Genomic DNA, 26,929 nt, shown 5'->3' on the forward strand with positions numbered 1-26,929 from the left:
TGCGGCCGGAACGACGCAAATCTGCCCTTTTCTGCACCCCTTCGGGGTGCATCGGGTGTGCCCCCTAACCCTACTTCTCAGGTCGCTGGATGTTGCTGCTGTTCGGCTGGTCGGGGCTGATCCGGCGTCCGGCGGGGCAACCAGGCCGGCGTACAAGCCGGCCAGTCGGATCAGTACCGGCTCACCTTGTCGAGACTGCCCGTAAGGCCGCGAGGGTCTCCCCGTCCATCGCTTCAACCCTTTGCACCAATCGATCCCGCATGGCGCGGCGCGCTAACCGGATGAGCAAGGCCAACTCCGGCGCTTCGAACGGGTCGTTGATCGCCAGCTCGCGCGACCGCTCGCCGGCGGTGATGGTGAGGTGGAAGATGCGGGCGTCGGCTGCCGGCAACGCCGGGTCGGGCCGCGTAAAGAAGTCGATCGCATAGGCATGAGCGACGAGATTGAACCAGTCCTCCGGCGTGATTTCGTCGAGCCTGCGACCCTCCTCATGGTAGAGGGTTCCGTGCGCAGTGAACCAGCCCGAGATACCAAGGGTGACGGCGTTCGTCATGAGCTTGTACCCTCCCCTATTCCAGCACCACGCTGATGGTCATGATGGTCGGATTCAGCACCCGGCGACTCAGTTGAATGAAGCGGCATCGCCGCGTTCCCCGGGACGGCTTCGACCGTGTCGATCGCGTGCTGAAGCCGGGCGGCGGCAAGGGTGCATCCTGCCCGATCGAGCAGCGCCATGGCCATGCGCATCAGGGCCAAAGCCGTCCTGGTATACCGGTGCTCGACTTCGCTCATCGGGTCGCGTGATCCAGTCTGTCGGGAGGTCACGGACGCCAGTCAGCGGTCCTGCTCGGCGACGGGTCTCAACGTCAGATGCGGCATCAGGTTGCGCCGGATCTCGTCGTCACTGCCTAGGCCGTACCAGGTCGCGCAATGCTCTTCTTCGGAAAGCCGATGCCAGGCTTTGAGCGCCACTTCCTCGCTGATCGCGATGCCGTCGGAGGCCATCGCCGTCACGATCCGGCGCAGGTCGTGCCGACCGTCGACAAGCATCCGCTGCTCCCACTCGAGAGGCTTCAGAACCGCTTCATAGCGCAGCCGTTCGTGTCCGGACTGATGGGTCATCCGGCGTCTTCCGAACTCGTCATCGTCGCAGGCATTCCGAGCCGTTCACGCTGCTCATCGCGGGTTACGTAGCGGTCGGACTTGGCGCCCACGATGTCGGATTCGGAGCCATACCCAGCGATCACGAGAGCGGCCCGGATGAGCTCGCCAATGTCATGCGACCCGGCCTTCGCTTCGAGGCTCGCGAGCATGGGGTAAGGCAGGTCCAGCTTGACCCGGATCATCCAATCTCCCGCCGCGGTTCGGGTCGGATAACCGCCATGTCCGGGCTCGCTCCAGTCGGTGCCGGCAAAGATCAGCCGCAGGTCCGTAGAAGGGTCCGCCGACGCATAGGGCGGGGTCTCATGGGAGGGCAGAGGCGTCGGTTTAAAGTCGCTCAGGTCGAGGGTCATGATGGAGCTCCATTCAGTGTCTCAGTCGTATGCGAATTGGGCGGATCGACCCCTCAGAGTCCGTAAGTGCAGGGCGTCGAGAAGGTCGGTGCCAGCGCGTCGCGCCGCGACCAGAAGGTGGACTTGCCGTTGGGCGTCAGCCTGGTCGCAGGCACCGCGATCTCGACCATGGGTCCGCGGATCTGGATGACCGTGCCGCAGTTGGTTACGGTGCCGATCGCGAGCTCACGCCGAAACGTCTCGCGGTGCTTCTGCTCGGCTTCGCGATCGGCGACGTAGCTGTCCTGCGCGCGCTGGAACCATGCCGCCGAACGGATCTGGTCGGGGCGGTAGGCGTAGACCGCGGTGCGGGTCGGGACCATCGACACGCGGCTCATCAGCCGGCTGTCGAGGTCGCCTTTGGTAGCGACTTCGGTCGTGTCGTAGGTGATCGCGACGAAGCCGCCGAGCACCTGGTCGGCGCCGCGCGAGCACACCGCCGAGCTGCCGGACCAGAAGTGCTTGGACTCGCCCCGGGGCGGCAACCTGCGACCGAGCGCGCGATCACGGAAGGTGCGCGCCGCGTCGCCGTCTTCCGGTTCGATCCGACCGCCCTTGGCGGCGCATTCCTGCGCGAATGCATCGCGGGCGCGCTCGGCCGTCGCCGAGCCGTTGGCGGTGATCTTTTCGGAGAAGAAGCGGTAGCCGATGATCTCGTCGGCGTCGTCGAGCAGCGGAAAGACCTGCGGCGACGGGCGGGTCCGAAGCGACCCGCTCGTCTTCATGTCGGTATCGCCGCCGATGGTGATGAGGAAGCCGGCAATACCGGGTGACTGCTGCGCCATGGCCGGAATGCCCGCCAGAGCCGCTGTGAGCGCCGCTAAGACCTGAAATGCACCCTACCCTGCCATAACTGCCTCCTCGTCGTCTGGAGGCGTTCTCCGGCCCGTAAGCCGGGTGTTAGGAACCCGGGCTCTCGCGCGAGCGCTGCCGCCTTTAGGCGGAGCCCTGGACATGCGCGACAGCCACCCGGCCGACAAACATGTCGACCGGCCGAGAGACTCTGAGGTTCCTACGCCTCACCGCCGGGACTGACCGGGCGGCGCGCGGATGCTATCACGTCATTGGCACGGGAAAACGGGAAGGTTGCTCGCTCCCCTGCCCTACAGGCAGCGGCGCACGGTCCGGACCAGTTGCGCCAGCTCCGGTGCCTCGAACGGCTCAGGCACCGTCAGCAGCCGCGAGTGACCGCCATGGACGAGGCGGATGCTGTACGTGCGAGCGTCAGGGCGGAATGATGCAGCCCCATTCGGATCCGGGCAGGTGAACAAATCACTCGCCTCGGCCGCGGTGAGCAGCACGGCGACCAGTGTCGGATCGAGATCGGCGAGATGGCGAACCCGTTCGCCAGCCCGGCTGGGAAAGTGCGCGATCCCGCCGAAGATCGTCACGCCGACCAGATCCCCGCCTGTTTCCGGCTTAGAGCCGGTCACGCAGGCGCCCTGCCCTGCCTGGCGGCACGCCGCTCGCGAGCTCGACGGCGTCGTTCCTCGTCGCGCGCGACCTGGGCGGCATCGATCACCGGTGCTTCGACAAGACGAAACCCTTCCGCTCGCCGAGCAGCTTCTCTCCGTCGGACTCGCTCTGCCTGAACCTCGAATCTCAGATCGGAGCGGGTGACCACGTAATCCAACACGTGCTCATGCTGCCTGATCAGCGCGGCCAGCGCATGGACGGTCACCTCGTGGCCCACGGCCGCATCCACAGCTTGTAGCCAGCGAGGTGACGCATATCGGTGCCGTTGGACCCAAACATCGCGGCCGAGTTCCAGGCCTACTACCAGCGCCCACGCGACCGCATAGAGGCGGCTCGCCACCACAGGCGTCGTTCCGGTCACCTTGTCGACGACGGTGAGCGCGATCAGCCCGGCCCAGAAGGTTAGGATGCTGACGACCGGACATGGGTAGGTCCGGCTGACCTCCAGGCGAGCGACGAAGCGATCCAGCACCGGCACGGACTCTTTCCTGTCCGCCAATGCACATCTTTTAGCATTTCGGTCGTTTTCCATCGGATCACGCTCGCAAAAAGCTAGTCACGCGATATACGCTTTACGTATACTAGGCAAATGGTAGATGCCTGAAATGCGTTCTCCTGCCTCGTCTGACCTGCATGGTCGCATCGTGCACCTGCTCACAAAGGCACGCCGGGATGCGAAGCTGCGGCAGGTCGATCTCGCTGGGCGGCTTAGTTGGCAACAGGCTTACGTGTCGCGGTATGAAACCGGCGAGCGCCTGCTTGGCGTTGACGAGTATGTTGCCGTGGCACTGGCTATCGGAGTCGATCCGGTCATGTTGCTGAAGCAAGCTCTCGAGATTGCAGTTGGTAAGAGGGTTGATGAAAGACCAACTGAATAGCCGGCATCCGCTTAGTTGGCCGCGCCGGTGCGATCGACGAGCTGCGAGTCATGGACACGGTTCGTTGAAGACGCCGATATCACCCCACCCGTCCTTCGTCACCGCGCCACTGCACTGACTGGGGCCTGGATCAAGCAAGTCGCTGCCCGGTCCTGACGATTTACGCTAGCGCACGGCACTGGGGGTGAAATGCGACCCCAGAGCCTGCCTTTCTGAATCTCCAAAATTCAAAGAAAAGCATCTCGCGGGGTTAGAGGGTTCAATGAGAGGTTAAGAGGTTAAGGGTGCCGCTGTAGCTGCTCAAGTCAGCGACTTTCCACGATTCGTTATGGAAGGTGCGTTCCCGGAGTATCGTTGCAGCGTTCCTGAAGGATCATTGCTCGCGTTCCCGATGTATCGCCTCGCCGTTCCGGGAGTGTCGATGAGCGTTCCCGGAGTATCGATGATCGACGGACGGGTGGGAAATGAGCGCTCTGATTGAATCAGTTTGTGATGGCGTTGCGCCGGCGACGTTCAAATTGTCCGGGTCTGCGGTGCGCGACGAGGCCGTAGGGAGGATCAGTCACTCGCCACGCGATACATCCGGAACGCCATCGTCCTTGCGGATAATCTCGATGCCCGTGGAACGCGGCTTTTGCGGGACCAGTCTGCTGCAATGGACGTCGACCTCTTGCCGCTCTTTGGATACCTCCACGACGCGGCAACAGCTCTCGCCCACCAGGATCAGTTCGGCGCCCTGCAAATCCAGGCTGTAGCGGAAACCACCGTACATTCCGGGCACCGGGAACTATCAATCCCCGGAGGTCTCTAGCATGGGTGCCAGTCGTGGCAGGCGGAGTCCGCTTTTTGCCTCCAGATCACCGACGCGGCCACGGATGACGGCGTGAAAGTTCGCGCAGGCTCCGCCAAGCGCCCCGTGTGATCAGAGCCATCGTTACGGATGACGGTCCATAGCCATGCGCCACCTGATGCAGCGGCGCGAAGCCGGATGTGCCGCCCGGCCAAGAAGTGTTGGCGAGCGCCGGCGTTGTCCGGGCCATTCCAACAACCGTCGTTCAGTTGTAGCTCCGTGCCGCGTTTGCCAAATATCGCGTTGCTGCTCGATGTTCGGACGCAGAACTCCGCGCTTGCCGACGCCGTCCCACTCGGTAGCCATGACTCGGAGGTGACCTCGTTACCGCAGCGTATGTCGGTTCTTTGCATCAAAGCGCCGGACATAGCCGATGAAGGCGTTCTGGTAGCTCACCGGGGTTCGGCCTGCGTCCGCTTCGATCCAGGTGCGGAAGTCTGCGTGGAGTGTTTGATAGTCCCAGCCCGGGCATTCGGCGCGCAGCGTTGCCAGCGTGGCGTCGGTGATCTCGCCGAAGGTCGAGCGGGTGGAAAGGCTTTTCACGCTGCGGCGGATCAGCGCTGCGGCATCGACGCCGGGTTCGGCCGCAGGCTCCGCAACGGCATCGGCCTGCGGTGCGGGGGAGGATGCCTTGCCTGCTTTCGTCGTTTTGGCTGACAGCAGTGCCTTCGTTTCGCCCTCGCTTCTCCGACGCATGCGCAGCGCGGGCTCGCGCTTGCCCTCGGGCTGCTCAATCAACAGCGCATAGCCGGGCAGCTCGTCGCGCTCGGCGATCTTGGCGATCTCGAACTTGAAGCGGCGGTACTGCCCCTCGGCGCCCGACTTCTCGAACAGCGTCGGCATGGAAATGGCAAAGCCAGTCTCGCCGGCGCCGCCCGCGTGTTTGCGCGCGACCTTGTACAGCCAGCGCTCGCGCCCGCCGGTGATGTCGAAATAGGCGCGGTCGATCGACAGCACGCCGCCGGTCATCATCACGCCCTCCCAGAACCAGTTCGATAGCTCGATGGTCATACCGCGCGAGCGCTCGGTCTTCTCGTCGACCAGCTGCGTCCAGCCATCGAGCCAGCTGAACGTCGCCTCACGGCGGTTATCAGCGCGAATGTTGGTCTTGACCGTGGTCGACACCAGCCGGTCGAGTGCCTGGCCGAGCAGCTCGTAGGCGCGCCCGGTCGGCTGCCGCCCGATCGCGCGCAGCAGGTCGTAGGGCATCAGGTGGAGCTTGCGCGGCACGTCGTTGACGCCGCGGCGCGCCATGTCGGCGAGCATCGAGGCGCAGTAGATCAGGATGTCCGCGTCCCAGATCGTCGCCATGCCGTAATCAGGATTGGCCGAGACGTGGACCCACAGCTTGCCGTCCGGCGATCGGTAGTCAATCGGCTTCACCCGCTTCGACTTGGCTAGGCTGAAGAATGGCCGCTCCATCATCTCGCGCTGGTCACGCAAGGGCAGGTCGGCGAGATAGGGTAGGAACAGCTCGAACTGTTCGGAAACCGCCTCGCGGCGCGCGCGCGTCACGCGATGTTTCCCGGGGAAACATCGACCAGCGGTTTACAAAACCGATGCTCTGCCCCTGCGTGTTTCCCGGGGAAACATCAGCGCTGGAGTCCCTTCCCGGTTGCCTCGAGGTGGGCGAGCGCGTCGCGCAAGGCGGTCACAAGCTCGTCCGTGTCGGCGCCCGATCCCGCGTGCAAGCGGATCGTCACGCCCTGCCGGTTGGCCGATTGCACCGTCAGGGCCGTGCGACCGTACTTGGTGGCGTAGCGGTACGGCTCTGGCTTCTCCTCGCCCGCCATGAGCTTCGGCGCGTCGAGCAGCCGCCGCAGCACGTCCGCGGCAGGGTAGGGAAGGTCACCCGCTTCGCGCCGCGCCGCCTGTTCCTTGGCGACCTGCCGCGCCATGGCGGTGATCGCCTTGCCCGTATTCTTGTCGTCGAGCGCCTGGGCGAGCGAATAGGCCGGCTTCAGCTGCACGTCGCCCGGGGACGCGAAAGCTGAGATCACCACCTCGGGGATCGTTGCGACCTTGAGCATCTTGGACAGCCAGCCCTTTGAGAGCTTCAGCCGCTCGGCCATCCGCGTCTGGTGGTTGCCGTAGTGTGCCTTCAGCGCGTCGAGGTAATTGCGCGCCCGCTCCAGGTCGGACACGTCGGCGCGCGCGCGGTTCTCGAGATCCGCGAGCCGGAACGCGGCCTCGTCGTCGAGGCTGGCGACCTGTGCCACGAACTGCATGTCAGGATAACTGTGCGAGCGCAGCCAGCTGATCGACCAGTGCCGCCGCGTGCCGGCGATCACTTCGAACTCATAATCGGCATCGCCGTCGACGCGCCGTACCACCGCGGGCACCTTCTGCCCTCCCTCGGCGACGATCGAGTCGATCAGCTCGCGGCAATTCTCCTCTGAGAGGTGCGCGTACGTGCGAGCGTTGCCGGGCCAGATGCGCACGCGGGCGGGATCGAGAAGGAGTTGCGTGACCTGCCGCACCTCGCCGCTCGCGACGCGCGCAAGCGCAGACTCGCGACCAAGCAGCGTAGTGGCCCGTGGGCGCTCCGGTTGAGCCTCGCGCGCTGCTGCAGGGGAGGGGGCCTCGCCTCGCTCGGCCGTGTCGTCCGCGAGCAGCGCCGCCAGATAGTCCGATTGCTTACGCGCCATGCCGCACCTCCCTCGCAGAACGTAAGCAGGACATTGTGCAATAGGAAAGGTTAGGCCGCGGCATGAATAACCGCCTCCTCGCTAGCCGGTTCGACCCGCCCCCAGCCCTGGCGGACCAGCTGCTCCACCTGCCTAAGCGCCTCGTCCAGATTGGCGCGGCTGCGCTTGTGCGTCTTGGGCGTGCCGATCGGCTTTTCCAGCTCATACACGGTCATCATTCGCATCGCCGCGTGGCTGATCTCGGCCGACTCTAGGATCGGAACGGGAAGGAGGGCAGGGCCGAAGCTCTGCTCCATGATCGCGCGCACCATGGCGTGGCTGGGATCGTTGCCGTCGAACTTGGAGCAGATCAGCCGGACAAATTGGTAATCGACCTCGATGCCGGCCCCGGTCAGCTGGTGCAGCACCTGATCCATCATCGACAGGAACTGCACGGTCGAGCAGAAATCCGGCGTCGTCGCCGCCAGCGGCACCAGCAGAGCGTTTGCCGCCTGCATCACTGCCAGGCTGATCGTGCCGAGGGCAGGGGGCGGGTCGAGCAGAACGATGTCATAGTCGCGCGCGAGATCCGACAAACCGCGCTTCAGCTTACGGAAGCGTGCCGCCAGTACCGATCCGCCGTCGCTGCCCGCCGCGGCGAGCTCATACTCCACGTCGAACAGCTCGAGGTTGGACGGGATCAGGTCCACGTTCGGCCATGGCGTCCGCTTCACCGCGTAGAGCAGGTCCGCCTGGGTCGGGTCGATCGAGAGATAGGGGTAGAGCGTCTCGTCGCGCTTGATGTTGAAGTGCGGGTTGAAGCCGAACAGCGTCGTCGTCGTCGCCTGGCTGTCGCAATCGACCACCAGCACGCGATAGCCCTGCACCGCGAAATAGTGCGCGAGGTGCGTGGTAACGGTCGACTTGCCGACGCCGCCCTTGAAGTTCTGCACCGCGATGATCGCCGGCACGTCGAGCGGCGCGCGGACAGGGGAGGCGCCCAGCACCTCGCGCATCCGCAGCATTTCCTCGACCGTGTAGCCCAGCCGGCGTCCGCTTTCGGAAGCCGGGGCAGGGGGGAGCCGCCCGTCATCCTCCGCCATGCGGATGCGGTTGGTGGAGCAGCCGAGCAACTGCGCCGCCTCGGCGATGCCGAAGCGCACATTGAGGCCCTTGCGGCTCTCGGGCAGAAACGCCTTGCGTCGGAGGCGCTCGATCATCCGCTCGCCGGCATCGGCTAGGTCGCCGATCTGCGTCAGCACTGCACCATCCTGCGCCAAGACAAAGCCCCTTGAACCTTTTCACGCGCGACCTTGCCAGATTTCATTCAGGACGGCAAGGAAGCGGCTGAAGGGGAAACAATGCCGATCCTGCACTGGCTAACACGCGACCGCGACGTGAAGGCGGCCGATGCCGTACCGTACCGCCTGCTGGAGCGCGACGCAGCGCTTTCCGCGGGTGCGCCCGGCAGCGGCAACATGCTGATCCACGGAGACAATCTGGAGGCGCTCAAGAGCCTGCTGCCCTATTATCGCGGGCAACTGAAGTGCATCTATATCGATCCGCCATACAATACCCGCAGCGCGTTCGAGCATTACGACGAAAATCTGGAGCACAGCCAATGGCTGGCGATGATCTGGCCGCGGCTGGAGCTGCTGCGCGAGCTGCTGAACGAGGACGGCAGCATTTGGGTGTCGATCGACGACAATGAGGGGCACTACCTGAAAGTCATCATGGACGAGGTGTTCGGGCGCGCCTCTTTTCTGTCTACTATGATCTGGCGCAAGAACTACTCACCTAAGTCAACAGCTCGCCACTTCTCGGAGGATCACGACTATATCTTAGTCTACGCGCGGAGTGGCGGCGTGGAGAGCGGTTGGATCGAATGGGAGTTCACTGCAGACGCACGCAAGCTAATTCAGGAGTCGGAAACATACGCGGTCCTGAATAGACAGGCCGTGCTCGGGTTCCGATCGAGCTACGCCCTTAAGCTTTACGAGATCGGCGCGCTGCGTATCCACCAGCGACAGCTGACCTGGCGCTGCGATATCACTGCGCTTCGCGCTGCACTCGGCATAGCTCCGGACGTATATAAGGATTTCGCGCAATTGCGCCGCAAGGTGTTTCAGACGGCGAAGAGTGAGATCGACCAGCTCGCGCACTTCCGGGTTGAGTGGAAGGAGACGCGGCAGGGGAGAGCCGTGGCCGAAGTCGAGTTCCGTTTCGAGGCATAGGACGCACCCGCGCAGATCGGGACGGTGGAAGGGCTGGAGCGGCACTCGGCGGGCCGGCGCGCGCGCCGCGAGGGTGCGGTCGAGACAATCGCGGTCGCTGAGCCGCCGCGCCAGGTCAGCCCCAGGTCCGGCTGCCTGTCGTCGTGGGGATAGCGACGGACGAAACTGGTGGTGCGGCCGGCCAAGCGAATGACGCTGGCTCGAACGCGCGGCCGGCTGCCGTCTCGGACCTGATGCGTCAGGCCGCGGGGCGGATGAGGTCGGCCGACGCGGAGCGGCCGCGCGCGAAGTTCGCAAGCTTCCCTTCCGGCTCGCTGCGTTGGTCGGGAGCCGAGGAGTTCCTGGCGATCGGTCGCTCCCATGGCGGGGGATGGGACGTGGATCTCATTGCCGAGGCTTATCGCGGGCATATGGGCGATCGCCTTGCCAAGCTGAGCGGCGCCAAGCTGCAGAAGTCGTGGCAGGGTTTTTGCGAGAGCTATGTCGCGCGAAAGGGCCGGCCGAGCTGAAATTGCACCGGTGCAATTTCGATCTAGACGGGTGGCGCATAGCCCCCAAGGGGTCAGGCGAGCAGCACTCCCCGCAGTCGGGCAGTCCTGTTTTCGAAATGTGGCCTACCGTTGACGGAAAAGTGCAAATGGGGCATGCCATGCTCTCCTAGCGAAAGGACGGCCTATGGCGACCGCAATTGCGCGGGTTAGACCGGATCAGACCCGAATCAGCGCGCTCGCCGAGCGATGCTCGAACATCCTTGAGAAGCTGCGGGATGGCGCGCAGAGCAAGCGTGCCGACGAGCGACGCGAACCGATCTTCACGATCGGAAAGGCGGCTGATCTGGTGGGACGTACGCCGGCGGCGATACGCTAGGCTGAGAAGGATGGTCGCCTGCCTGAACCAGGGCGCACCGAGACGAACCGCAGGGTCGGTTATACGCTGGCACAGCTGAACGACATGCGCGGGGTGTTCGGCACGCGCCCCTGGCGCGCGGCGGACGATCCCTGCGCCGTGGTTGCCGTCCAGAACTTCAAGGGCGGAGTGGGCAAGTCGACGATTTCGGTGCATTTGGCCCAGTTCCTGGCGATCCGGGGCTACCGGGTGCTCCTGATCGACTGCGACAGCCAGGCGTCGGCAACGACCTTGTTCGGCTACGTCCCTGACCTCGACCTTCAGGAGGAGAACACGCTCTATCCGTTCCTGCGACAGGACGAGCTGGTCAGCCTCGAATATGCCATTCGCGCCACGCATTTCGACGGTCTCGACCTAATTCCGGCCAATCTGCGGCTTTTCCAGTCGGAGTACGAACTCGCGGCCAGAATGGCGCGGGGGCAGGGGACCCTGCTGGATCGGCTGCAACAGGGCATCGCTTCGGTTGCGGACCGCTACGACGTGGTTGTGATCGATCCGCCCCCGGCGCTTGGCGCGATCTCGCTTTCGGTGCTGCGGGCCGCCAACGCTCTGGTCGTGCCGGTGCCCCCCACCGTCATGGATTTCTCTTCGACCGCCGCTTATCTCGCGATGCTCGATGAGACGATGCAGGTTCTCCTTGAGCACGGCATGAACACCGATCTCGCCTTCCTCCGCTTCGTGGCGTCGAAGGTGGACGAGAACAAATCCATGCAGCGCGAGCTGATGGGACTGATGGGGCAGCTCTACGGCAATGCGCTGGTTCGCACGCCGCTTAAGGATTCGGCAGAGATCGACAACGCCAGCGCGCGGTTGATGACGGTCTATGAACTGGAGGGCCCGACGACGAGCAGGTCTGTGCGCGACCGGTGTCTGACGTATCTCGACGGCGTGAATTCCGAGATCGAGACGGATATCCGATCGATGTGGCCGAGCCACGAAGGCCGCCTGCGGCGGGAGGGACTGGCATGAGCGCGGATGGAAATTGCACCGGTGCAATTTCGGGTGAAGGAGAGGCACCATGAGCGCGAAAAACCGTAGTTTTGCGGCTAATCTGGCCGGTGCGATCGAGGCCCCGGATGATCCGCCAGCGCGGCCGTCACGGCTTGGCATGGGTGTGCTCGCCGGACGCAGCACGCGACTTGCTGAACTGGCCACCGGCGCGCTCGTCAACCGCGCGACCGAGCTGGTCGACCCCGCCCGGTGCCGGATGTGGCACGGGCACAACCGCGACTATGCCGCACTCTCAGAGGAGCGTTGCCGCGACCTGATCGACAGTCTCAAGGCGCAGGGCAAGCAGGAGATGCCGGCGCTGGTACACCGTGTCCGGGACGATCCTGATCACGACTTCGAGGTGATCTCGGGCGCGCGGCGGCACTGGTCGGTGAGTTGGCTGCGCAGCCACAACTATCCCGAGTTCCGCTTTCTCGTCGAAATCCGCGAACTCACCGACGAGGAGGCTTTCCGGCTATCCGATATCGAGAACCGCGCGCGCGAAGATATCTCGGACTTCGAGCGGGCTCGCGACTATCTCCGCGCCCTGGACGCCTATTACGGCGGGAAGCAGCAGGAGATGGCGGAGCGCATCAACGTCACGGCGAGCTGGCTCAGCCGCTATCTCGACATGGCGCGCCTGCCGGCCGAGATCATCGCCGCGTTCGCGTCGCCTCATGACCTCGGCATCAAGCACGTGACGCAGATCAAGCCGCTTTTGAAGCCCGAGGATCGCCGTTCGCGCGTGCTCGCCGAAGGGCGCCGGATCGCAGACGCGCGCGCGAGCGGGGAATCGGTTCCGCAAGCCCCCGCAGACGTGGTGCGGATGCTCGCCGCGGCCGCCGAAGCCCCCAAGAAGACAGGCTCCCCCAAGAGGATAGGAAAGGTGTCGAGCACCGTCAAGACGAGTGGCGGGACAGAGATCCTCCGCGTCAACGGCCACGGCCGAGCCGGAGTGACCCTGACCTTGCTTCCCAAGACGGGCGCGAGCCGCGCCGATGCGGAGCAGGCGCTTGGCGAGATTCTGGATCGCTTCTGGCCGGCGAGTTGACCGGACATGGATCCGTCTCACCCGCCTTCGGTGGTGCTGAGCCCCAGGCGTGCGAGGCGCTCGTCGATCGCACGCATCTCGGCATCGAAGTCGGACAGCACCGCATCGAGCGGCGGCCTCGGCGGGGGAGGGGCGAGCGGACGCCCCCGGCGGGCCGGCACGAAGCCGAAGGACTGGGCAAGGTCCGGGGGGAGGTAGGCACGCCAGCTCTGGCGCCCGCTCACCTCGACAAGCAGGCCGGAGGCTGCGGCGCGCGCCAGCAGCTTGCCGGCTCCGGAGATGGTCAGCCGAAGCCGGATCGCCACGGCACGGGGGCTCAGCACCGGCTGGACCTGGGCGAGCGCGAGGACCCGCAAGAGCGAGCCAGGCCGGCGCGCGCGCGATAGGGCATCGGCCGCGCGCAGGCGGTCTTCTTCGATCGCCTTGAGCCGCTGCAGGCCGGTTTCGGCGGCGCGGCGCAGCTGCTTCAGGTAACGCCTCACGATCGCCTCACGATCGCCGGGCTGCAGCCGCAGTGCTTTGTCGGCGCATACCAGATTGGGCAGCGTGTTGCGTGTCGCGCCAAGCTCGTTGAGGAGCATCGGCATCGCGAGCCAGGGGGCGCTGGTGCGATCGGCCCGCGCGTGGCGGGCGGTCAGCTCGAGCGCGCGCAACAGCACCGGCCTTGTGCCCCAGTCGGAAGGGGGATCGAACGTGAAGGGCAGGGCCTCCCGCCAGTGGCGACGGGGGGTCACGCGAAGGTTCGCTTGCCATTCTGTGAGCTGGGACAGGTCGTCGCCGACGGTCGGCTGCCGCGTCCGGGAGGGCAAGGGAAGCCCGCAGGCCTGGCCGAAAATGTCGATTTCGTCGATTTCTGCTCCTTGTCCATGCAGCGCTTCGGCATAGCCGCTCCACGCGGCCCGGCGCACCCAGGCGGATCGGCAGCTCGTGGCGGAAATCCATGCATCCAGGCTGGCGACGGCGGCTGCTGTGGTCTCGAGTTCGTGCGCGAGCGAGCCCGTCCAGCTGGGTATCGAAAGATCGGGAACGGGTACGGCCATCGGGCAGATAGTAGACGCAAGGGCAGTGTTTGGTCTAGCGTGTCGGTACGCACAGTGTTGATAATGGACCCTTATCAACACCCCATTGTTGAAGCTTCTATATGCCGGTAAGGATTAGGAGCCGGCTGTCCGTACGCCGGCGGGCCTCGACACCGGGGCGTAACAGGGAAGACGAGGCGTGTACGAGCATCTGAGTGACCTTGCGCAGCGGCTCGGCCGCCACATGGCCGAGCATAGCGCCAAGGGTTTGCCGACGCACTTCGACGATGCGTTGCTCGAGGCGTTCCCGGGCGAGACCCGGAAGACGTTGGGGACGGCGCTGGCCGAGCTGGAAGCGGATCGCCTCGTCACGCTCTCGCACGTGCTGGGTCCGCACCTGCCGCGGGTGCGCACCACCGTGGAGCTGTTCATCGCCAGCGACCCGGCGATCACCGGACATGATCCGGTCGAGGACTCGGTCGTGCTCGCGCGGCTGCTGCTGGAGAAGCCGGACCTTGGCGGGAACGCCGCGAAGCTCGAGGAGGCGGCGGGCTGGGAACGTCGCCGCTTCAATCCTGCCTTTGCCCTGCTGATCCCGTGCGTTCACGACGGCCGCGTCCGCAAGTCGCTCCAGGACAACTATCCCACCATGGGCATCCTGCTTGCCGACGAGGATCTGGTCCAGCTGCGCCGCTACGTTCAGCGCAACAGCGGATGATCAAGTTGACCCACAATGGAAGGCCGTTCGACGCCCGCAAGTTTGCCGCGGACATTGAAGCCAAGGCGATCGAGCTCGGGATGCAGGCGCTCGAGGAGAAGGCGAGGGGCGCCGCTGCCTCGATCGTCGATCCCGAGACTGGTAGTCACGCCAATGTGTTCGTCGATCGATTGTCGGGGAACAGGGTTGCGATCCGCACGACCGGGTCGCCCGCCTTCGCGCGTCTTCTCGAAAAGCGTCTGGGTGTCGACCCGGGAGATGTTCAGGTCATGAATGCCGCCGACGGGGCAAAGCACCCGAAAATCTATCTGGCCCACGCCAGCGAGGACAAGGACCGGGTCCGTCCAGTCGCCGAGTATCTCATGGCGAACGGCGTCGACGTCTGGTTCGACGAGTGGGAGATCGAGCCCGGCGACAGCCTGCGGCAGAAGATGGAGGAGGGCCTCGGCGCGATGACCCACTTCGTCGTGGTGTTGACCGAGACGTCGATCACCAAGCCATGGGTGGCCAAGGAGATCGACGTCGGCCTCGTCCAGCAGGTCGGCGGCAAGAGCCGGTTCGTGCCGCTGGTCGTCGACCTCGATCCCGCGAAGCTCTCGCCCTACCTCCAGGCGATGCTGTTCCTCAAGATCGATCCCGCCAGTGAGGCGGACCTCAAGGGCCTGGTGGACCGGCTGCATGGTGTGAGCCGCAAGCCACCACTCGGGGACGCGCCGCGTTACGTGCAGAAGGCTCCGAGTGGGCTCGAAGGCTGGTCCCCCGCCGCGATCGCGATCGGCAAGCACATTGTGGAGACCAGCGCGAACGCGACGGCCGTCGACCCCATCGTGACCCTCGCCGATCTGCCGGCGGCTCTCGGCATCGCTGCCGATGACCTGCGGATCGGGCTGCTCGACCTCAAGGACGCCGGTTACCTGCGCGAGATGAACATCAGCGGGCACTATGCCCCGCAACCGGCGCTGTTTGTGGACTTCGACGAGGCGTTCATGCCCTTCAGCCCAAGCGAGGACGCGCGCACGCTCGCCAACCGGATGGTGACAGGCGAGGAGCGGGCCGTCGACACCCGGCAGCTCGCCGAAACGCTGGGATGGGAGCCGCGCCGGATGAACAGCGCCATCTGCTATCTCGAGCGGGCCGGTGCCATCAATGCGCGGCACGCGCCCGCCTCCGCCCCCTGGCGGGCCGTGCAGCTCGTTCGCACCGACGAGACCCTGCGCTTCGCGCGTAGCCATGGCTGAGCCTGGCCTGGTTCGTGCCGAGACGGCGCCGATCAGCGAGGTCGTTGCGCAGGTCGAGGCGCTCGCGCCGGCGCGGCGGCTTGCCGACCCCCAGTTGGTCGCAGCCGCCGCCCGGGCCTGGTCGGTCAACACGATCCGCGCCTTCCTGTCGGACCTGAGAATCTGGGATCAGTGGTGCCGGCGGCGTGGCCTGACGACCGCCCGGGCCGACGCTGATGCGGTCGCTGCCTATCTGCGGGCTCTGTCGGGAGTCGAACAGGATCCGCGCAATCCGCTGAAGCGGCGGGCGCCCGCGACGATCGAGCGCTATCTGGTGAATATAGGCTGGGCCTACCGCATGGCCGGGCTCGAGGACCCAACCGCGGCGCCGCTGGTGCGGCTCGAGCTCAAGGGCTTGCGCAAGCTTCTGGGAACGCGACAGCGGCAGGCGCGGGGTATCCGGTTCAAGGGTGAGGTGAGCGACCTCGACGACCCGGCGACCGGAATCTGTCTCGCCCATCTGCTCAAGGCCTCCCGGCGCGACATGCTGGGCGCGCGCGATCGCGCGCTCCTGCGCGTGGCGTACGACAGCGGCTGCCGCCGCTCCGAGCTGGTCGCGATCCTGTGCGAGGCGATCGAGGGGCCCGACCCCGATGGATCCGGAACCCTGTTCATAGGCACGAGCAAGACCGACCGCGAACGGGCCGGCGCGCTCGCCTATCTGTCACCGGCGACCATGCAGGCGATCGAGGAGTGGCGGCAGGCAGGAGGGATAAAGACCGGGCCGCTTTTCCGGCGGGTCGAGACCTATTTCGACGGAGGGGTTCGGTCGGTGGGGGAGGGGGCTCTTCACCCGAACACGATCACCCTGATCTACCGCCGCCTCATTCGCGCGGCGTTCGACAAGAAGCTGCTCGGCACAATGAGCGAAGCCGAGCTGGAGCGCTGGGTGGCGGCTGTCTCCAGCCACTCGATCAGGGTCGGGGTCGCGCAGGACAATTTCGCCGCTGGCGAGAGCCTGCCCGCGATCATGCAAGCCTATCGCTGGCGCGACCCCAAGACCGTCATGCGCTACGGCGCGCGGCTCGCCGCCAAGAGCGGGGCGTCGGCGCGCCTCGCACGCCGCTTTCAGGAGAGCCGTTGAGCGATGGTCAGGATCACCGTGACGGAACCAGCCAAGCCGGAACGGCGTCGTCGCACGCTCGACCCGATAACCGTCTCCGAGATTGCCGCGGGCAGCCTTCAGGAAGGGCAGGAGCTCGATTTCAAGCGGGAAGTGAACCTCGACAAGCCGGAGGCGAAGATCCCGCTGCTGGACGATGTGGTCGCGTTTTTGAACCGAGGCCCTGCCCGCATCATCGTCGGCGTCGAGGAGAAGGGCGGCCGCTTCGAGAGCTTCCGCCCGATTTCGGGCGATCCGGACGAGACGGCGCTGCGCCTCCAGACGGTGATCCAGGACGGTATCACGGCCGTTCCCTTGGACGTGCAGGTCGTGCCGATCCACCTTGAGGAGGGGTTCATCCTCGACATCCAGATCCCGCGGCACGCCGGCGCGCCGTTCATGAACCGGCTTTACGGCGGCTATCTGATCCGGTCGGGCGCGCGCAATCTGCCGATCGATCCGGGGATGCTGCGCAGCAGGTTTGTCGACGAGACCGCGTGGATGAGCCGGCTCGAGGAACTGACCGCAAGCGAGGATGCCAAGCTTGCCGCCAGCGGTCGCGTGGTCGCACGCCAGGCACTGCGGATCGGGATCCTGCCACAGGAGCACTTCGACCATCAGCGCCGGGCGTTCGAGCACGGAGACCATGTCCGCTACCCAGGACCCGTATTCCACGAACATTCCGATCCCTGGTTCAAGGCGGCCGAAGATGGCCATGAGCTCTTCGCCAGGGACCTGAGGTCGCAGGGGATCGAACGCTTGTTCATCCGTGATGACTGGTTCGTCCATGCCCAGGCAGCCTTCGCCATCCAGCAGCTGAGCGGGGAGGGGATCGCCGCGCTCAACGAGACTGGCAACGAGCTCGCCTCGCATCTCGCCATCGCGATGATGCCGTTCTCGAGCGCGGGCACCTACGGTAAATTCTTCCAGGGCGAGGTCTCGTTCGAGCTGCAGGCACAGCTCACGGTGTTCGAGCTGTCCGACCTGTCCTCGCGCGAGGAACTGCGCAGCGTCGTCCTGACCGCGATCATGTTCATGTCGCAGCAGATGATGCGGAAGGTCGACCGCTCGATTCCCAAGGCGCTGCTCCTGGACGAGGCCTGGCAGATGCTTCGCGGTGGGGCGATGGCCGATTTCATCGAAACCTACGCCCGCACGTGCCGCAAGTATGGCGCCTCGTTGGTGACGGCCACGCAGTCGCTCAACGACTACTACAAGTCGGCCGGGTCCATAGCCGCCCTCGAGAACAGCGACTGGTTCGTGATCCTCCAGCAGAAGCCGGAAACGATCGCCGACTTCAAGAAGCACGATCGCTTCGAGATGGACGACTATACCGACGCGCTGCTCCGCTCGCTCAAGCGCAACGGCTTCGAATATTCCGACATCATGATCAAGGGGCCGGAGACGCTGGCGGTCGGCCGGCTGGTCCTCGATCCCTTCTCTGCCGCGCTGTGCCTGTCGGTCGCGTTGGTCGTGGGGTTCTTCGCGCAGTTCCATGCCGCCCTTGGCCGGGCTGCGCCGTGCTTCGCGGCCGCGCTGCTCGCCGCGGCGGCGCTGTACACCTGGCGGTACCGGGGATCGTCGACCTGTCCGACCTTGTCGCGGACAGCGCGGGCGTCGCGCGCATCGTGCTCGAAGCAGTGCAGGACATGCTGCTACGCGTCGCGCTTCAGACCGCGCGGGACGATTACGAGACGCGGCGCGAGCGTCAACGCGAGGGGATCGAGATCGCCAGGCGGGCAGGGCGGTATAACGGCCGCAAGCCGGACACGGCACTACACAAGCGCATCGTCGGCCTACGCCACGCGGGCATGAGCATCGCGCGCACCGCCGAGCTGGCGGGGTGCAGCATTGCCCAGGTGAAGCGGGTGACCGCGCTGCATCGGGGAACCCTGATCTCCAGCCGACAAAGCGAAGTCATCGGCGAATAGCGATCCAGATTGCGCGACGAGCTAGTCAGCTGGCGGCATGAGCTTCGACCAGCCTCAGCGCCGGCGAACCAGCACAAGTGCGTAGCCGCAGAGGATCGCCAAGCTGAACCAGGTGAGTGCGTAAACGAGGTGATTGTTCGGAAACGACACCACGGTCATGCCACCTGACGGCCAGCTGCCCGCGATCGGCGTCGCGTCTGCATCGATGAAGTACGGCATCACAGCCGTCAGGCCGCGTCGAGCGGCGATCGCCGCAACATCGCGCGAGTACCACCGATCTTCCGCTGGTCTGTTCGGTCTGAGGACGCGACCGCCCGGCTCGCTGAGGCGAAGGAGCCCCGCCACGCGCGCAGGCCCGAGTGGCAGCGCGGCCGCTCTGGTCCGGCGATCTGCGCGTTCAGGTGGGACGAACCCTCGATTGACGAGAACGGTGACGCCATTGGGTGTCACGACGGGAGTTAGAACCCAGAAACCGTTACCCTGTTCGGTCACGGCCTGCACCAGCGTCTCGCGGTCGTGCTGGAAACGCCCGACGATCATGACGTGGCGATACTGCCAATCTGATGCGGGCCGTCGGCGCCAGTCGGACAACGACGGCGCCGTGACTGGAGGAGCGTGGATCCTTTCATCCACCGCCTCGATAAGGGCGAGCTTCCACGTGCGCCGCTCAACCTGCCAGATGCCGAGAGCGGTGAACAGGAGGAGCCCGGCGAAGGCCAGGCCGGCCAGCAGCCATCGCCCTTTCGCGGACCGGCGCAGCTCGCTCACCGGGCAATCCCGCGCTGCTAGCGAACCGGTCCAATCTGCCCGCCAGGCATCGGCATCATGTTTGTGTTGAGATGGAACATGACCCAGATCGATCCGCCAATTGTGATGATGACGATCACGGCCGTGAACAGGAACGCCAGAAGCGTCCAACCGCCCTCGGACCGGGTGTCGAGGTGAAGGAAGCAGACCACGTGAACGACGATCTGGATCAGCGCGAGAGCAAAGATCACCGCCGCGATCCAGCCGGGTGCGGGGCCGGACTGTGACATCACCAGCCAGAACGGGACAACGGTGAGCACGATCGCCAGCAGCGACCCGATCCGGTAGCCGAGCCGGCTGCCATGCCCGTGCGTGTCGCCGTGCGCGTGGAGCGCGGCGTCGTAGGCTTCGGTGCTCAACGGATCACTCCATACAGATAGACGAAGGTGAAGACCCCGATCCAGATGATGTCGAGGAAGTGCCAGAACATCGACAGGCAGATGAGCCGGCGCTTCATCGGCTGGATGAGGCCGTGCTGACCGATCTGGACCAGCGAGGCGGCGATCCAGATCAGGCCCACCGTCACATGGGCGCCATGCGTGCCCACCAGTGTGAAGAAAGCTGACAGAAAGGCGCTGCGCTGCGGCCCTGCACCCTCTGCGATGAGGTGCGAGAACTCGTAGAGTTCGACGCCGACGAAGGCGAGGCCGAGCAATCCGGTGATCGCGAGCCAGAAGCGGGTCGGCCCGACGCGGCCCGCTTCCATGTGCGGCATCGCCTCGCCGAAGGTGATCGAGGAGGCGAGCAGGAAGGCGGTGTTCAACGCGACGAGCTTCAGGTCGAAGATCTCGCGCGGTACGGGACCACCGGCGTAGCTAGTGCTCACCACCCCGAACATCGCGAACAGCGAGGCGAAGATGAGCGCGTCGCTCATCAGGTAGATCCAGAAGCCGAGCACGGTGGCGCCGTTGCCGCCGTGATCATGGTCTTCCTGTTCGGCGAGATGCCAGGTCGTGCTCGCCTGGCGAGGCCCAAGTACGTGGTCGGTCATGTCAGGCTCCGGCGGCGAGCAGCTGCCGCCGCTCCCTCTCTGTGCGGGTCACTTCGTCCGCGGGGATGAAGTAGTCGCGCTTGAAGTTGAAGGTGTGACCGACGGCCACGATGAGCAGCCCCGCGAAGCTGAGCGCAGCCAGCCACCACATGTACCAGACCATGCCGAAGCCGAGCGCGAGAGCGAGGCCCGCAAGGATCACGCCGCTGCCCGTGTTGCGCGGCATGTGGATCGGGCGGAAGCCGTCCGCCGGCCGCTCATAGCCTCGTGCCTTCATGTCATACCAGGCATCGAGGTCATGGACGACGGGCGTGATCGCGAAGTTGTAGGCCGGGGGCGGCGAACTGGTCGACCATTCCAGGGTCCGGCCGTTCCACGGGTCGCCCGTCACATCCGCGAGCTGCTTGCGCTTCACGAAGCCGATCACGATGCTCATCACGAAGCCGAGGATACCGACCAGGATGATCACCGCGCCGATCGCGGCGATCACGAAATAGGGCTGGATGCTGATGTCGTCGAAGTGGTGCACGCGTCGCGGCTCGCCCATCAGGCCCACCACGTAGATCGGCGTCCAGGCGACCCAGTAGCCGATCACCCAGCCCCAGAAGGCAACCTTGCCCCAGAACTCGTCGAGCTTGAAGCCGAACGCCTTGGGGAACCAGTAGGTGAGGGCATAGCGTGGGAGGTACGCCAAGCAACGCTAAGGACGAACAATACCGGAACGGCGTGCAAGGGCATCACCTGCGGAGGCCGATGATGCCCAGCTCTTGCCACATCCACGTAAAATCATAGGTAGCCATTGGCTCGCCGACCCCGGATTTTGCTGCGCCATTCTCTATATATTTGAGGGCTCTGTTGCAAACTCTGATGCGGTTGCCAAGGTTGGGCCCTTGGATTGGTAAGGTCGGTTGTGATGGACGATTTCAAAGGGCGGCATTTTACCGGAGAAGTCATCCTATGGGCGGTCCGCTGGTACTGCCGGTACGGCATCAGCTACCGTGATCTCGAGGAAATGCTGGCGGATCGTGGCATCGATGTCGATCACACGACCATCTATCGCTGGGTGCAGCGCTATGCGCCGGAGATGGAGAAGCGGTTGCGCTGGTTCTGGCGGCGGGGCTTTGATCCGAGTTGGCGTCTGGATGAGACCTACGTCAGGGTTCGGGGCAAATGGACCTACCTGTACCGGGCGGTCGACAAACGGGGCGACACGATCGACTTCTTCCTTTCGTCGACCCGCAGCGCCAAAGCCGCGAAGCGCTTTCTGGGCAAAGCCCTTCGCGGATTGAAGGACTGGGAGAAGCCAACGAAACTCAACACCGACAAGGCACCAAGCTACGGCGCCGCAATCGCCGAGTTGAAACGAGAAGGGAAGCTCGCCGAGGAAACCGAACACCGGCAGGTAAAATATCTGAACAACGTGATCGAGGCCGATCATGGCAAGCTCAAGATGCTGATCAAGCCCGTGCGTGGTTTCAAATCGATGCCGACAGCCTATGCCACGATCAAGGGCTTCGAGGTCATGCGCGCCCTGCGCAAAGGGCAGGCCCGGGCATGGTGCCTGCAGCCAGGGATCAGGGGAGAGGTGCGTCTGATCGAAAGATCATTTGGCATTGGCCCCTCGGTCATGACCGAGGCCATGGACGTGCTCAATCAGCATTTCGCCAATGCTGCCTGATCCCCCAACAGGGTGACGCCGCTCGGCAGTCCCCCATGTTTGCAACAGAGCCGGGCGCTCCCCCGTTTGCCGTCCGAGCTTGCGTCCCCGCGCCCGTGCTGCCGCGAGGCCGGAGCGGACGCGCTCACTGAGCATGTCACGCTCGAACTGCGCGATGCCAGCCAGCATCGTCGCCATCATCCGTCCATGGGGCGTATCGACCTCGAAGGTCATGCCGCTCATGGCGACCACCGACACGCGCCAGCCCGACAGCCGGTTGAGTGTATCGAGCAGGTCCTGGGTCGAACGCCCCCAGCGACTGAGTTCGGTAACGAGGATCGCATCGATGTGGCGCGCTTGGGCCAGCTTCATGACCTGGTTACGTGCCGAGCGGTTGGCCTTCATCCCCGAGGCCGTTTCGCGGAAGACCTCAACCACTTCATAGCCGCCCCGTTCGGCAAAGGCGGCAAGGTCGCGCAGTTGCCGCTCGCACGATTGGTCGGCAGTCGAGACACGGGCATAGATGGCGGCGCGTTGTCCCAATTGAACCCCTCTGGATTTAGGCCCTAAAAAGCCTTGATTTGCGTGGGGTCAATGTTGTCCAAAACAGACTTCTGATCAACTGGGACAATGCGCCTGTGCCAAGACGCCACATCCTGACGGCGCGCCAGCGCTCGGCAATGCTCGACCTCCCGACCGATGAAGCATCGCTATTGCGACATTATATCCTGGCCGACGATGATCTGATCCATATCGAGCGCAGGCGACGTGCGGAAAACCGGATCGGCTTCGCCCTTCAGCTATGCGCGCTGCGCTATCCCGGACGCGCCCTTGCTCCGGGCGAACTGATCCCACAGGCCATCTCGGTCTTTTTGGGTGCCCAGCTCGGTATCCCGGGTGAGGCGCTCGTTCACTATGCCGTCCGCCGTCAGACCCGGCAGCAACACATGGAAGCGCTGCGTCGCATCTACGGCTACCGCATGTTTCCAGGGCGAGGTCCTCATGCACGAACCTTTCGGCAGTGGCTGGTCGCAGAAGCCGAACAGGCCCATTCGAATGAGGATCTGGCGCGCCGCTTCATAGCACGTTGTCGCGAAACGAAGATCATCCTTCCGGCGACATCGACGATCGAGCGATTATGTGCTGATGCACTGGTTGCAGCGGAGGGCCACATTGAAACGCGTATCGCCGGTCGGCTTGATGCTGACATGCGTAAACGTCTGAACACGCTGCTGACCGAGACCATGCCCGGAAATGTCAGCCGGTTCGTCTGGTTGCGCAAATTCGAGGTGGGTCATAACTCGAGGGCAGCGAACCGCCTGTTGGACCGACTTGAATTCCTGCAGGGCATAGGTTTGTCGGTAGAGAGCCTGGCCGGGGTTCCGACCCACCGGGTTGCGCGGCTACGCCGGCAGGGGGAACGTTACTTCACCGATGGTGTACGCGATATCGGCGTAAACCGGCGCCTGGCTATCCTCGCCGCCTGTGTAATTGAATGGGAAGCGGCTATCGCCGATGCGGTCGTGGAAACCCATGACCGCATCGTGGGTAAAACCTGGCGGGAAGCGAAACAGGTACACGAAGCCCGCATCGGCGACGCCCGAACAACCGTCACCGATACGCTGCGCGCGTTCACCACGCTGGGAACGGCCATGATAGAGGCCCGCAACGATGGCGTGCCGATAGAAACGGCACTGACGCAATCGCCGGAATGGGCCAGGCTCGACGACTGGGTGGCTATCGCAGCGCAGTTGAGTTCGACAATGGCTGAAGAACCGCTCGCCCATGTCGGGCGCGGATACCATCGTTTCCGCCGCTATGCCCCACGTATGCTACGATGCCTCAGGATTGGTTGCGCCCCCATAGCAAAGCCGCTTCTTGCGGCGGCAATGGCAGTCGGCGATGCGCGGTCGACAGTTCACCCTGGCATCGATTTTCTGCGTCCCAATTCGAAATGGCGCCGGCACCTCAAGGGTCAAGATGCCGGGGATGGCCGCCTTCGGGAAGTCGCTGTTCTGTTCCATTTGCGTGACGCCTTCCGGTCCGGGGACATGTGGCTGGCGCATTCCCGACGCTACGGCGATATCACGCAAGTGCTGCTGCCCTTGGCGATGGCGCAGGAACAAATGAGTCGATTAACCTTGCCACGCGATCCTCAGGCCTGGCTTGAAGATCGAACGAGGCGACTGGAAGAGGGCCTGAAGCGGCTCGGAGCCGCCGCCCGTAACGGCACGATCCCCCACGGAAGCATCGAGGACGGTGAACTTCGGATCGATCGGCTCAGCGCCGCTGTCCCGGATGAAGCCGAGGAACTCATCCTCGACCTTTATCGCCGTCTGCCTCCGGCCAGAATAACGGACATCCTCATCGAGGTCGATGCGGAGATCGGCTTCACGGAGGCTTTCACTCACCTGCGAACCGGCGCACCGTGCGAGGACAACATAGGCCTGCTCAACGTCCTGCTCGCCGAAGGCCTGAATCTCGGCTTGCGCAAGATGGCCGAGGCTTCGAACACTCATGATTATTGGAAACTGTCACGGCTTGCCCGCTGGCACGTGGAAAGCGAGGCCATGAACCAGGCTTTGGCCATGGTTGTCGCCGCCCAGGGCAAACTGTCTATGGCAGCGCACTGGGGCATGGGCGCCAGCGCGTCCAGCGATGGCCAGTTTTTCCCGACCGCACGGCAGGGCGAGGCGATGAATACGATCAATGCCAAGTATGGATCGGAACCGGGTCTCAAGGCCTATACCCATGTCAGCGACCAGTTCGCACCCTTCGCCTCGCAGACCATCCCGGCCACGGTGAGCGAGGCTCCCTATATTCTGGACGGCCTGTTGATGAACGAGGCCGGCAGACAGGTGACGGAACAGTTTGCCGATACGGCGGTCTATACCGACCATGTTTTTGGACTGAGTGCACTTCTCGATCGCCGGCTCGTGCTGCGCATCCGCGACCTGCCCTCCCGGCGCTTCTACGTGTTCGATCCGAGGGCGACGCCGACCGAACTACGAAAACTCGTCGCCGGTAAAATACGCAAGGACATCGTCGTAGCCAACTGGCCCGATCTGTTCCGCAGCGTCGCAACGGTCAACGGCGGCAGGATCACCCCCAGCCAGTTGCTCCGCAAACTGGCGTCCTATCCCCGGCAGAACGATCTGGCCCTCGCGCTGCGCGAGGTTGGCAGGGTCGAGCGGACGTTGTTCCTGATCGACTGGATTCTTGATGCGGACATGCAGCGGCGGGCACAGATCGGCCTCAACAAAGGCGAGGCGCATCACGCCCTCAAGAATGCGCTGCGCATCGGCCGCCAGGGCGAGATCCGGGATCGGACCAGCGAAGGCCAGCATTATCGGATCGCGGGGCTCAATCTGCTCGCGGCCATTATCATCTACTGGAACACGCTCCACCTTGGTAAGGCTGTCGACCTGCGCAGCCGGGATGGTCTCGATGTTCCGCCTGAATTGCTTGCGCACATCTCGCCGCTGGGATGGGCTCATATCTTGCTCACCGGCGAATACCGCTGGCCCAAGAGAGCCGAGCCGTTATAAAATTGTCCGGTAAATCTGTGATCTGTATCTGCAAGAAAGTACGATGGGCCGGTCGAAGGATAAACCGCTAACCGAACGCGCGATCCGCGCCCTGCTCGACAAGCATGCCTGTCCGGTTCCTTACCACGAAGTGAGGACGCGGTTGCTGGGTAACATCGCCTGTCCCGATCCCGCCGTGCAACCCATGGCGGTTATCGCCGGCCTGTGGGGTGGAACCTTGCCCGAGTTTGACAGCGTGGGTGACGCCAATGCGCTGCTTGGCGCTCTGGTCATGGGCCTGTGGAATGAACTGGCCAACCATCAGGACCCGAAGAAGCCATTTCGAGCCATTCGTGTTCCCCTGGAACCAACCAGTGCCAATCTGGGAAATCTGGGCTTGGTACGCGCACAGGAAGTCGAAGGTTTTGTGGAAGGCCTGTTCAATGGCGAGGAGGAAGCCGGGCTACCCGAACGCGCGCATGAAGCGGTCACGCATCTCGGGGAAATCAGAGCCATGATGGCGGGCGTCGCCGACCTCATCGAACGCACCAGGAACGAACCTGAGGATCGCGGGCAAATCAAAGAGACGATCAAGCATCTGCGTGTGATGACCGAGATCATGGAGACCGAGATCCATGCCGTGGTTCTGGCCTGTACGCGGGCGCGCGCCCAAGGCCTCCCCGGTATCACGACGCCGTTGGGAACTCGGCATTGAACCAGAATTCGGATGGGGAGCAGCGTCTTCGCGAAAAGCTGCGCAAGATCGAAGCCCTGTTCGCCGGCGCCGCCACGGCAGGTGAAAAGGCCGCAGCCGGTGCCGCCGCAGAACGTATCAGGCGCCAGTTCACCGAAACGAGCCGCCGCGAAACGTCGGAAGAGTTCAAGTTCTCCATTCCCGACCCGTGGTCCCGACAGCTCTTTACCGCCCTCTGCAGGCGCTATGGTCTCAAGCCGTTCCGCTATTCACGCATGCATCGCCAGACCGTGATCGTCCATGCGCCCGTCAGTTTCATCAATCAGGTTCTGTGGCCCGAGTTCGAGGAGCTCAGCGAGGCTCTCTCCGCACATCTCCTCGAAATCACCAATCGCATCATCCGCGAGGAGGTCTATGCGACGCCCGGAGAAGCTGATGAAATCGCCGAACCTGCGCGGCTACGATAGCAAAAATCCTTGACTGATCGCTTAGGGTGTCATTTCGCCCCCAACCGGAACTGACCCCAGGACTGGGAAAGCCCGCGCCGGCAGCGCCGACAACCTTGAGCTGGACGGGGCGTGGTAGATCGCTGAGGGCGATCGGCGTGGACGCTGGTATGGCAAGAGCGGTGGACATTGGTC

25 protein-coding genes and 7 pseudogenes are annotated in these 26,929 nt (G+C 64.3%); 16 read left to right on the top strand and 16 right to left on the bottom strand.

Annotated features, from left to right (window positions below; genetic code table 11):
* Nucleotides 1–181: 181 nt before the first annotated feature.
* Nucleotides 182–553, bottom strand: coding sequence for a hypothetical protein (locus tag ACM61V_RS21030; RefSeq protein ID WP_115381519.1), 372 nt, complete (start codon nt 551–553; stop codon nt 182–184).
* 77 nt (nt 554–630) lie between these two features.
* On the opposite strand from ACM61V_RS21030, the gene ACM61V_RS21035 reads away from it, so the two are divergent.
* A complete protein-coding gene (locus ACM61V_RS21035; RefSeq protein WP_162527087.1) occupies nt 631–804 on the top strand; it encodes a hypothetical protein in 174 nt (57 codons plus the stop codon).
* A 30-nt stretch (nt 805–834) separates the two neighbouring features.
* Here the strand turns inward: ACM61V_RS21035 and ACM61V_RS21040 are convergent, their stop codons facing one another.
* The 5 genes from ACM61V_RS21040 to ACM61V_RS21060 all read right to left on the bottom strand — a co-directional run bounded on the left by ACM61V_RS21040 (nt 835) and on the right by ACM61V_RS21060 (nt 3,507).
* Entirely contained in the window at nt 835–1,122 is a 288-nt protein-coding gene (locus ACM61V_RS21040; protein ID WP_115381521.1) for a hypothetical protein, read from the bottom strand.
* The gene (locus tag ACM61V_RS21045) at nt 1,119–1,514 is read right to left on the bottom strand and encodes a hypothetical protein (protein WP_115381523.1); all 396 of its coding nucleotides are present in this window, start codon (nt 1,512–1,514) and stop codon (nt 1,119–1,121) included. Before ACM61V_RS21045 ends, ACM61V_RS21040 begins: the two co-directional genes overlap by 4 nt.
* Before the next feature lie 53 nt (nt 1,515–1,567).
* A complete protein-coding gene (locus ACM61V_RS21050) occupies nt 1,568–2,338 on the bottom strand; it encodes a hypothetical protein (protein WP_115381525.1) in 771 nt (256 codons plus the stop codon).
* 318 nt (nt 2,339–2,656) lie between these two features.
* The gene (locus tag ACM61V_RS21055; RefSeq protein WP_125471571.1) at nt 2,657–2,986 is read right to left on the bottom strand and encodes a protealysin inhibitor emfourin; all 330 of its coding nucleotides are present in this window, start codon (nt 2,984–2,986) and stop codon (nt 2,657–2,659) included.
* Complete coding sequence (locus tag ACM61V_RS21060; RefSeq protein WP_125471573.1) at nt 2,983–3,507, bottom strand: hypothetical protein; 525 nt, start codon at nt 3,505–3,507, stop codon at nt 2,983–2,985. Before ACM61V_RS21060 ends, ACM61V_RS21055 begins: the two co-directional genes overlap by 4 nt.
* Before the next feature lie 118 nt (nt 3,508–3,625).
* Between ACM61V_RS21060 and ACM61V_RS21065 the strand changes: the two genes are divergently transcribed.
* Nucleotides 3,626–3,907 (top strand): helix-turn-helix domain-containing protein, encoded by a 282-nt coding sequence (locus ACM61V_RS21065; RefSeq protein WP_115381532.1) that lies wholly within the window; start codon nt 3,626–3,628, stop codon nt 3,905–3,907.
* A 562-nt stretch (nt 3,908–4,469) separates the two neighbouring features.
* Here the strand turns inward: ACM61V_RS21065 and ACM61V_RS21070 are convergent.
* The 4 genes from ACM61V_RS21070 to ACM61V_RS21085 form a co-directional block, all read right to left on the bottom strand.
* Nucleotides 4,470–4,688 carry a hypothetical protein gene (locus ACM61V_RS21070; protein WP_125471575.1) on the bottom strand — a complete coding sequence of 73 codons (219 nt, stop codon included), beginning with the start codon at nt 4,686–4,688 and terminating at the stop codon, nt 4,470–4,472.
* Nucleotides 4,689–5,081: 393 nt separating this feature from the next.
* Entirely contained in the window at nt 5,082–6,272 is a 1,191-nt protein-coding gene (locus tag ACM61V_RS21075) for a replication initiator protein A (protein ID WP_115381535.1), read from the bottom strand.
* 77 nt (nt 6,273–6,349) lie between these two features.
* On the bottom strand, nt 6,350–7,405 hold the full coding sequence (locus tag ACM61V_RS21080; protein ID WP_115381537.1) for a ParB/RepB/Spo0J family partition protein: 1,056 nt from the start codon (nt 7,403–7,405) through the stop codon (nt 6,350–6,352).
* A gap of 50 nt (nt 7,406–7,455) precedes the next feature.
* The gene (locus tag ACM61V_RS21085; protein ID WP_115381754.1) at nt 7,456–8,604 is read right to left on the bottom strand and encodes an AAA family ATPase; all 1,149 of its coding nucleotides are present in this window, start codon (nt 8,602–8,604) and stop codon (nt 7,456–7,458) included.
* A gap of 258 nt (nt 8,605–8,862) precedes the next feature.
* Here ACM61V_RS21085 and ACM61V_RS21090 point away from each other — a divergent pair.
* From ACM61V_RS21090 to ACM61V_RS21105, 4 genes and pseudogenes are all read left to right on the top strand, one after another.
* A pseudogene (locus tag ACM61V_RS21090) lies at nt 8,863–9,192 on the top strand (DNA methyltransferase); the annotation flags it as partial.
* Between the two features lie 54 nt (nt 9,193–9,246).
* Nucleotides 9,247–10,127 (top strand): annotated as a pseudogene (locus ACM61V_RS21095) (replication initiation protein); the annotation flags it as partial.
* Nucleotides 10,128–10,293: 166 nt separating this feature from the next.
* Nucleotides 10,294–11,493, top strand: a pseudogene (locus tag ACM61V_RS21100) (AAA family ATPase).
* Nucleotides 11,494–11,542: 49 nt separating this feature from the next.
* On the top strand, nt 11,543–12,565 hold the full coding sequence (locus tag ACM61V_RS21105) for a ParB/RepB/Spo0J family partition protein (RefSeq protein WP_115381539.1): 1,023 nt from the start codon (nt 11,543–11,545) through the stop codon (nt 12,563–12,565).
* Between the two features lie 17 nt (nt 12,566–12,582).
* Here the strand turns inward: ACM61V_RS21105 and ACM61V_RS21110 are convergent, their stop codons facing one another.
* Nucleotides 12,583–13,605: a hypothetical protein gene (locus ACM61V_RS21110; RefSeq protein WP_115381541.1), complete on the bottom strand. Its 1,023-nt coding sequence runs from the start codon at nt 13,603–13,605 to the stop codon at nt 12,583–12,585.
* A gap of 178 nt (nt 13,606–13,783) precedes the next feature.
* Here ACM61V_RS21110 and ACM61V_RS21115 point away from each other — a divergent pair, with 178 nt between their 5' ends.
* The 6 genes and pseudogenes from ACM61V_RS21115 to ACM61V_RS21140 all read left to right on the top strand — a co-directional run.
* Nucleotides 13,784–14,302: a hypothetical protein gene (locus ACM61V_RS21115; RefSeq protein WP_115381543.1), complete on the top strand. Its 519-nt coding sequence runs from the start codon at nt 13,784–13,786 to the stop codon at nt 14,300–14,302.
* Nucleotides 14,299–15,540: a TIR domain-containing protein gene (locus ACM61V_RS21120; RefSeq protein WP_419714692.1), complete on the top strand. Its 1,242-nt coding sequence runs from the start codon at nt 14,299–14,301 to the stop codon at nt 15,538–15,540. Before ACM61V_RS21115 ends, ACM61V_RS21120 begins: the two co-directional genes overlap by 4 nt.
* Complete coding sequence (locus ACM61V_RS21125) at nt 15,533–16,663, top strand: tyrosine-type recombinase/integrase (RefSeq protein ID WP_115381547.1); 1,131 nt, start codon at nt 15,533–15,535, stop codon at nt 16,661–16,663. Before ACM61V_RS21120 ends, ACM61V_RS21125 begins: the two co-directional genes overlap by 8 nt.
* A gap of 3 nt (nt 16,664–16,666) precedes the next feature.
* Nucleotides 16,667–17,125, top strand: a pseudogene (locus ACM61V_RS21130) (helix-turn-helix domain-containing protein); the annotation flags it as partial.
* 387 nt (nt 17,126–17,512) lie between these two features.
* Nucleotides 17,513–18,133: pseudogene (locus tag ACM61V_RS21135) on the top strand (type IV secretory system conjugative DNA transfer family protein); the annotation flags it as partial.
* Nucleotides 18,134–18,240: 107 nt separating this feature from the next.
* A pseudogene (locus tag ACM61V_RS21140) lies at nt 18,241–18,612 on the top strand (helix-turn-helix domain-containing protein); the annotation flags it as partial.
* 54 nt (nt 18,613–18,666) lie between these two features.
* Here ACM61V_RS21140 and ACM61V_RS21145 read toward each other — a convergent pair.
* From ACM61V_RS21145 to ACM61V_RS21160, 4 genes and pseudogenes are all read right to left on the bottom strand, one after another.
* Complete coding sequence (locus tag ACM61V_RS21145; RefSeq protein WP_419714693.1) at nt 18,667–19,380, bottom strand: SURF1 family protein; 714 nt, start codon at nt 19,378–19,380, stop codon at nt 18,667–18,669.
* A gap of 17 nt (nt 19,381–19,397) precedes the next feature.
* A complete protein-coding gene (gene cyoD / locus ACM61V_RS21150; protein WP_157968816.1) occupies nt 19,398–19,778 on the bottom strand; it encodes a cytochrome o ubiquinol oxidase subunit IV in 381 nt (126 codons plus the stop codon).
* Entirely contained in the window at nt 19,775–20,410 is a 636-nt protein-coding gene (gene cyoC / locus ACM61V_RS21155) for a cytochrome o ubiquinol oxidase subunit III (protein ID WP_115381555.1), read from the bottom strand. Before cyoC ends, cyoD begins: the two co-directional genes overlap by 4 nt.
* Nucleotide 20,411: 1 nt before the next feature.
* Nucleotides 20,412–21,080, bottom strand: a pseudogene (locus ACM61V_RS21160) (cbb3-type cytochrome c oxidase subunit I); the annotation flags it as partial.
* A gap of 243 nt (nt 21,081–21,323) precedes the next feature.
* Between ACM61V_RS21160 and ACM61V_RS21165 the strand changes: the two are divergent.
* The gene (locus ACM61V_RS21165) at nt 21,324–22,088 is read left to right on the top strand and encodes an IS6 family transposase (RefSeq protein ID WP_066522521.1); all 765 of its coding nucleotides are present in this window, start codon (nt 21,324–21,326) and stop codon (nt 22,086–22,088) included.
* Here the strand turns inward: ACM61V_RS21165 and ACM61V_RS21170 are convergent.
* Nucleotides 22,014–22,610 (bottom strand): recombinase family protein, encoded by a 597-nt coding sequence (locus ACM61V_RS21170; RefSeq protein WP_419714694.1) that lies wholly within the window; start codon nt 22,608–22,610, stop codon nt 22,014–22,016. The genes ACM61V_RS21165 and ACM61V_RS21170 overlap by 75 nt on opposite strands.
* Before the next feature lie 95 nt (nt 22,611–22,705).
* On the opposite strand from ACM61V_RS21170, the gene ACM61V_RS21175 reads away from it, so the two are divergent.
* From ACM61V_RS21175 to ACM61V_RS21185, 3 genes are read left to right on the top strand one after another with little or no spacing between them, the layout of a single operon-like run.
* On the top strand, nt 22,706–25,615 hold the full coding sequence (locus ACM61V_RS21175; protein ID WP_419714710.1) for a Tn3 family transposase: 2,910 nt from the start codon (nt 22,706–22,708) through the stop codon (nt 25,613–25,615).
* A 43-nt stretch (nt 25,616–25,658) separates the two neighbouring features.
* Nucleotides 25,659–26,309, top strand: coding sequence for a hypothetical protein (locus tag ACM61V_RS21180; RefSeq protein WP_419714695.1), 651 nt, complete (start codon nt 25,659–25,661; stop codon nt 26,307–26,309).
* Nucleotides 26,306–26,755 carry a hypothetical protein gene (locus tag ACM61V_RS21185; protein WP_198356796.1) on the top strand — a complete coding sequence of 150 codons (450 nt, stop codon included), beginning with the start codon at nt 26,306–26,308 and terminating at the stop codon, nt 26,753–26,755. Before ACM61V_RS21180 ends, ACM61V_RS21185 begins: the two co-directional genes overlap by 4 nt.
* Nucleotides 26,756–26,929 lie beyond the last annotated feature (174 nt).

This window comes from Sphingomonas sp. TX0543 (assembly GCF_048565505.1).
Lineage (GTDB): Bacteria > Pseudomonadota > Alphaproteobacteria > Sphingomonadales > Sphingomonadaceae > Sphingomonas.

Bases quoted from the DNA above. Each gene is read 5' to 3' on its own strand.
- ACM61V_RS21110 (WP_115381541.1), bottom strand. From the start codon at position 13,605: ATGGCCGTACCCGTTCCCGATCTTTCGATACCCAGCTGGACGGGCTCG.
- cyoC (WP_115381555.1), bottom strand. From the start codon at position 20,410: ATGACCGACCACGTACTTGGGCCTCGCCAGGCGAGCACGACCTGGCAT.
- ACM61V_RS21180 (WP_419714695.1), top strand. From the start codon at position 25,659: ATGGGCCGGTCGAAGGATAAACCGCTAACCGAACGCGCGATCCGCGCC.
- ACM61V_RS21080 (WP_115381537.1), bottom strand. From the start codon at position 7,405: ATGGCGCGTAAGCAATCGGACTATCTGGCGGCGCTGCTCGCGGACGAC.
- ACM61V_RS21085 (WP_115381754.1), bottom strand. From the start codon at position 8,604: ATGATCGAGCGCCTCCGACGCAAGGCGTTTCTGCCCGAGAGCCGCAAG.
- ACM61V_RS21030 (WP_115381519.1), bottom strand. From the start codon at position 553: ATGACGAACGCCGTCACCCTTGGTATCTCGGGCTGGTTCACTGCGCAC.
- ACM61V_RS21065 (WP_115381532.1), top strand. From the start codon at position 3,626: ATGCCTGAAATGCGTTCTCCTGCCTCGTCTGACCTGCATGGTCGCATC.
- ACM61V_RS21045 (WP_115381523.1), bottom strand. From the start codon at position 1,514: ATGACCCTCGACCTGAGCGACTTTAAACCGACGCCTCTGCCCTCCCAT.
- ACM61V_RS21165 (WP_066522521.1), top strand. From the start codon at position 21,324: ATGGACGATTTCAAAGGGCGGCATTTTACCGGAGAAGTCATCCTATGG.
- ACM61V_RS21125 (WP_115381547.1), top strand. From the start codon at position 15,533: ATGGCTGAGCCTGGCCTGGTTCGTGCCGAGACGGCGCCGATCAGCGAG.
- ACM61V_RS21120 (WP_419714692.1), top strand. From the start codon at position 14,299: ATGATCAAGTTGACCCACAATGGAAGGCCGTTCGACGCCCGCAAGTTT.
- ACM61V_RS21050 (WP_115381525.1), bottom strand. From the start codon at position 2,338: ATGGCGCAGCAGTCACCCGGTATTGCCGGCTTCCTCATCACCATCGGC.
- ACM61V_RS21035 (WP_162527087.1), top strand. From the start codon at position 631: ATGAAGCGGCATCGCCGCGTTCCCCGGGACGGCTTCGACCGTGTCGAT.
- ACM61V_RS21105 (WP_115381539.1), top strand. From the start codon at position 11,543: ATGAGCGCGAAAAACCGTAGTTTTGCGGCTAATCTGGCCGGTGCGATC.
- ACM61V_RS21040 (WP_115381521.1), bottom strand. From the start codon at position 1,122: ATGACCCATCAGTCCGGACACGAACGGCTGCGCTATGAAGCGGTTCTG.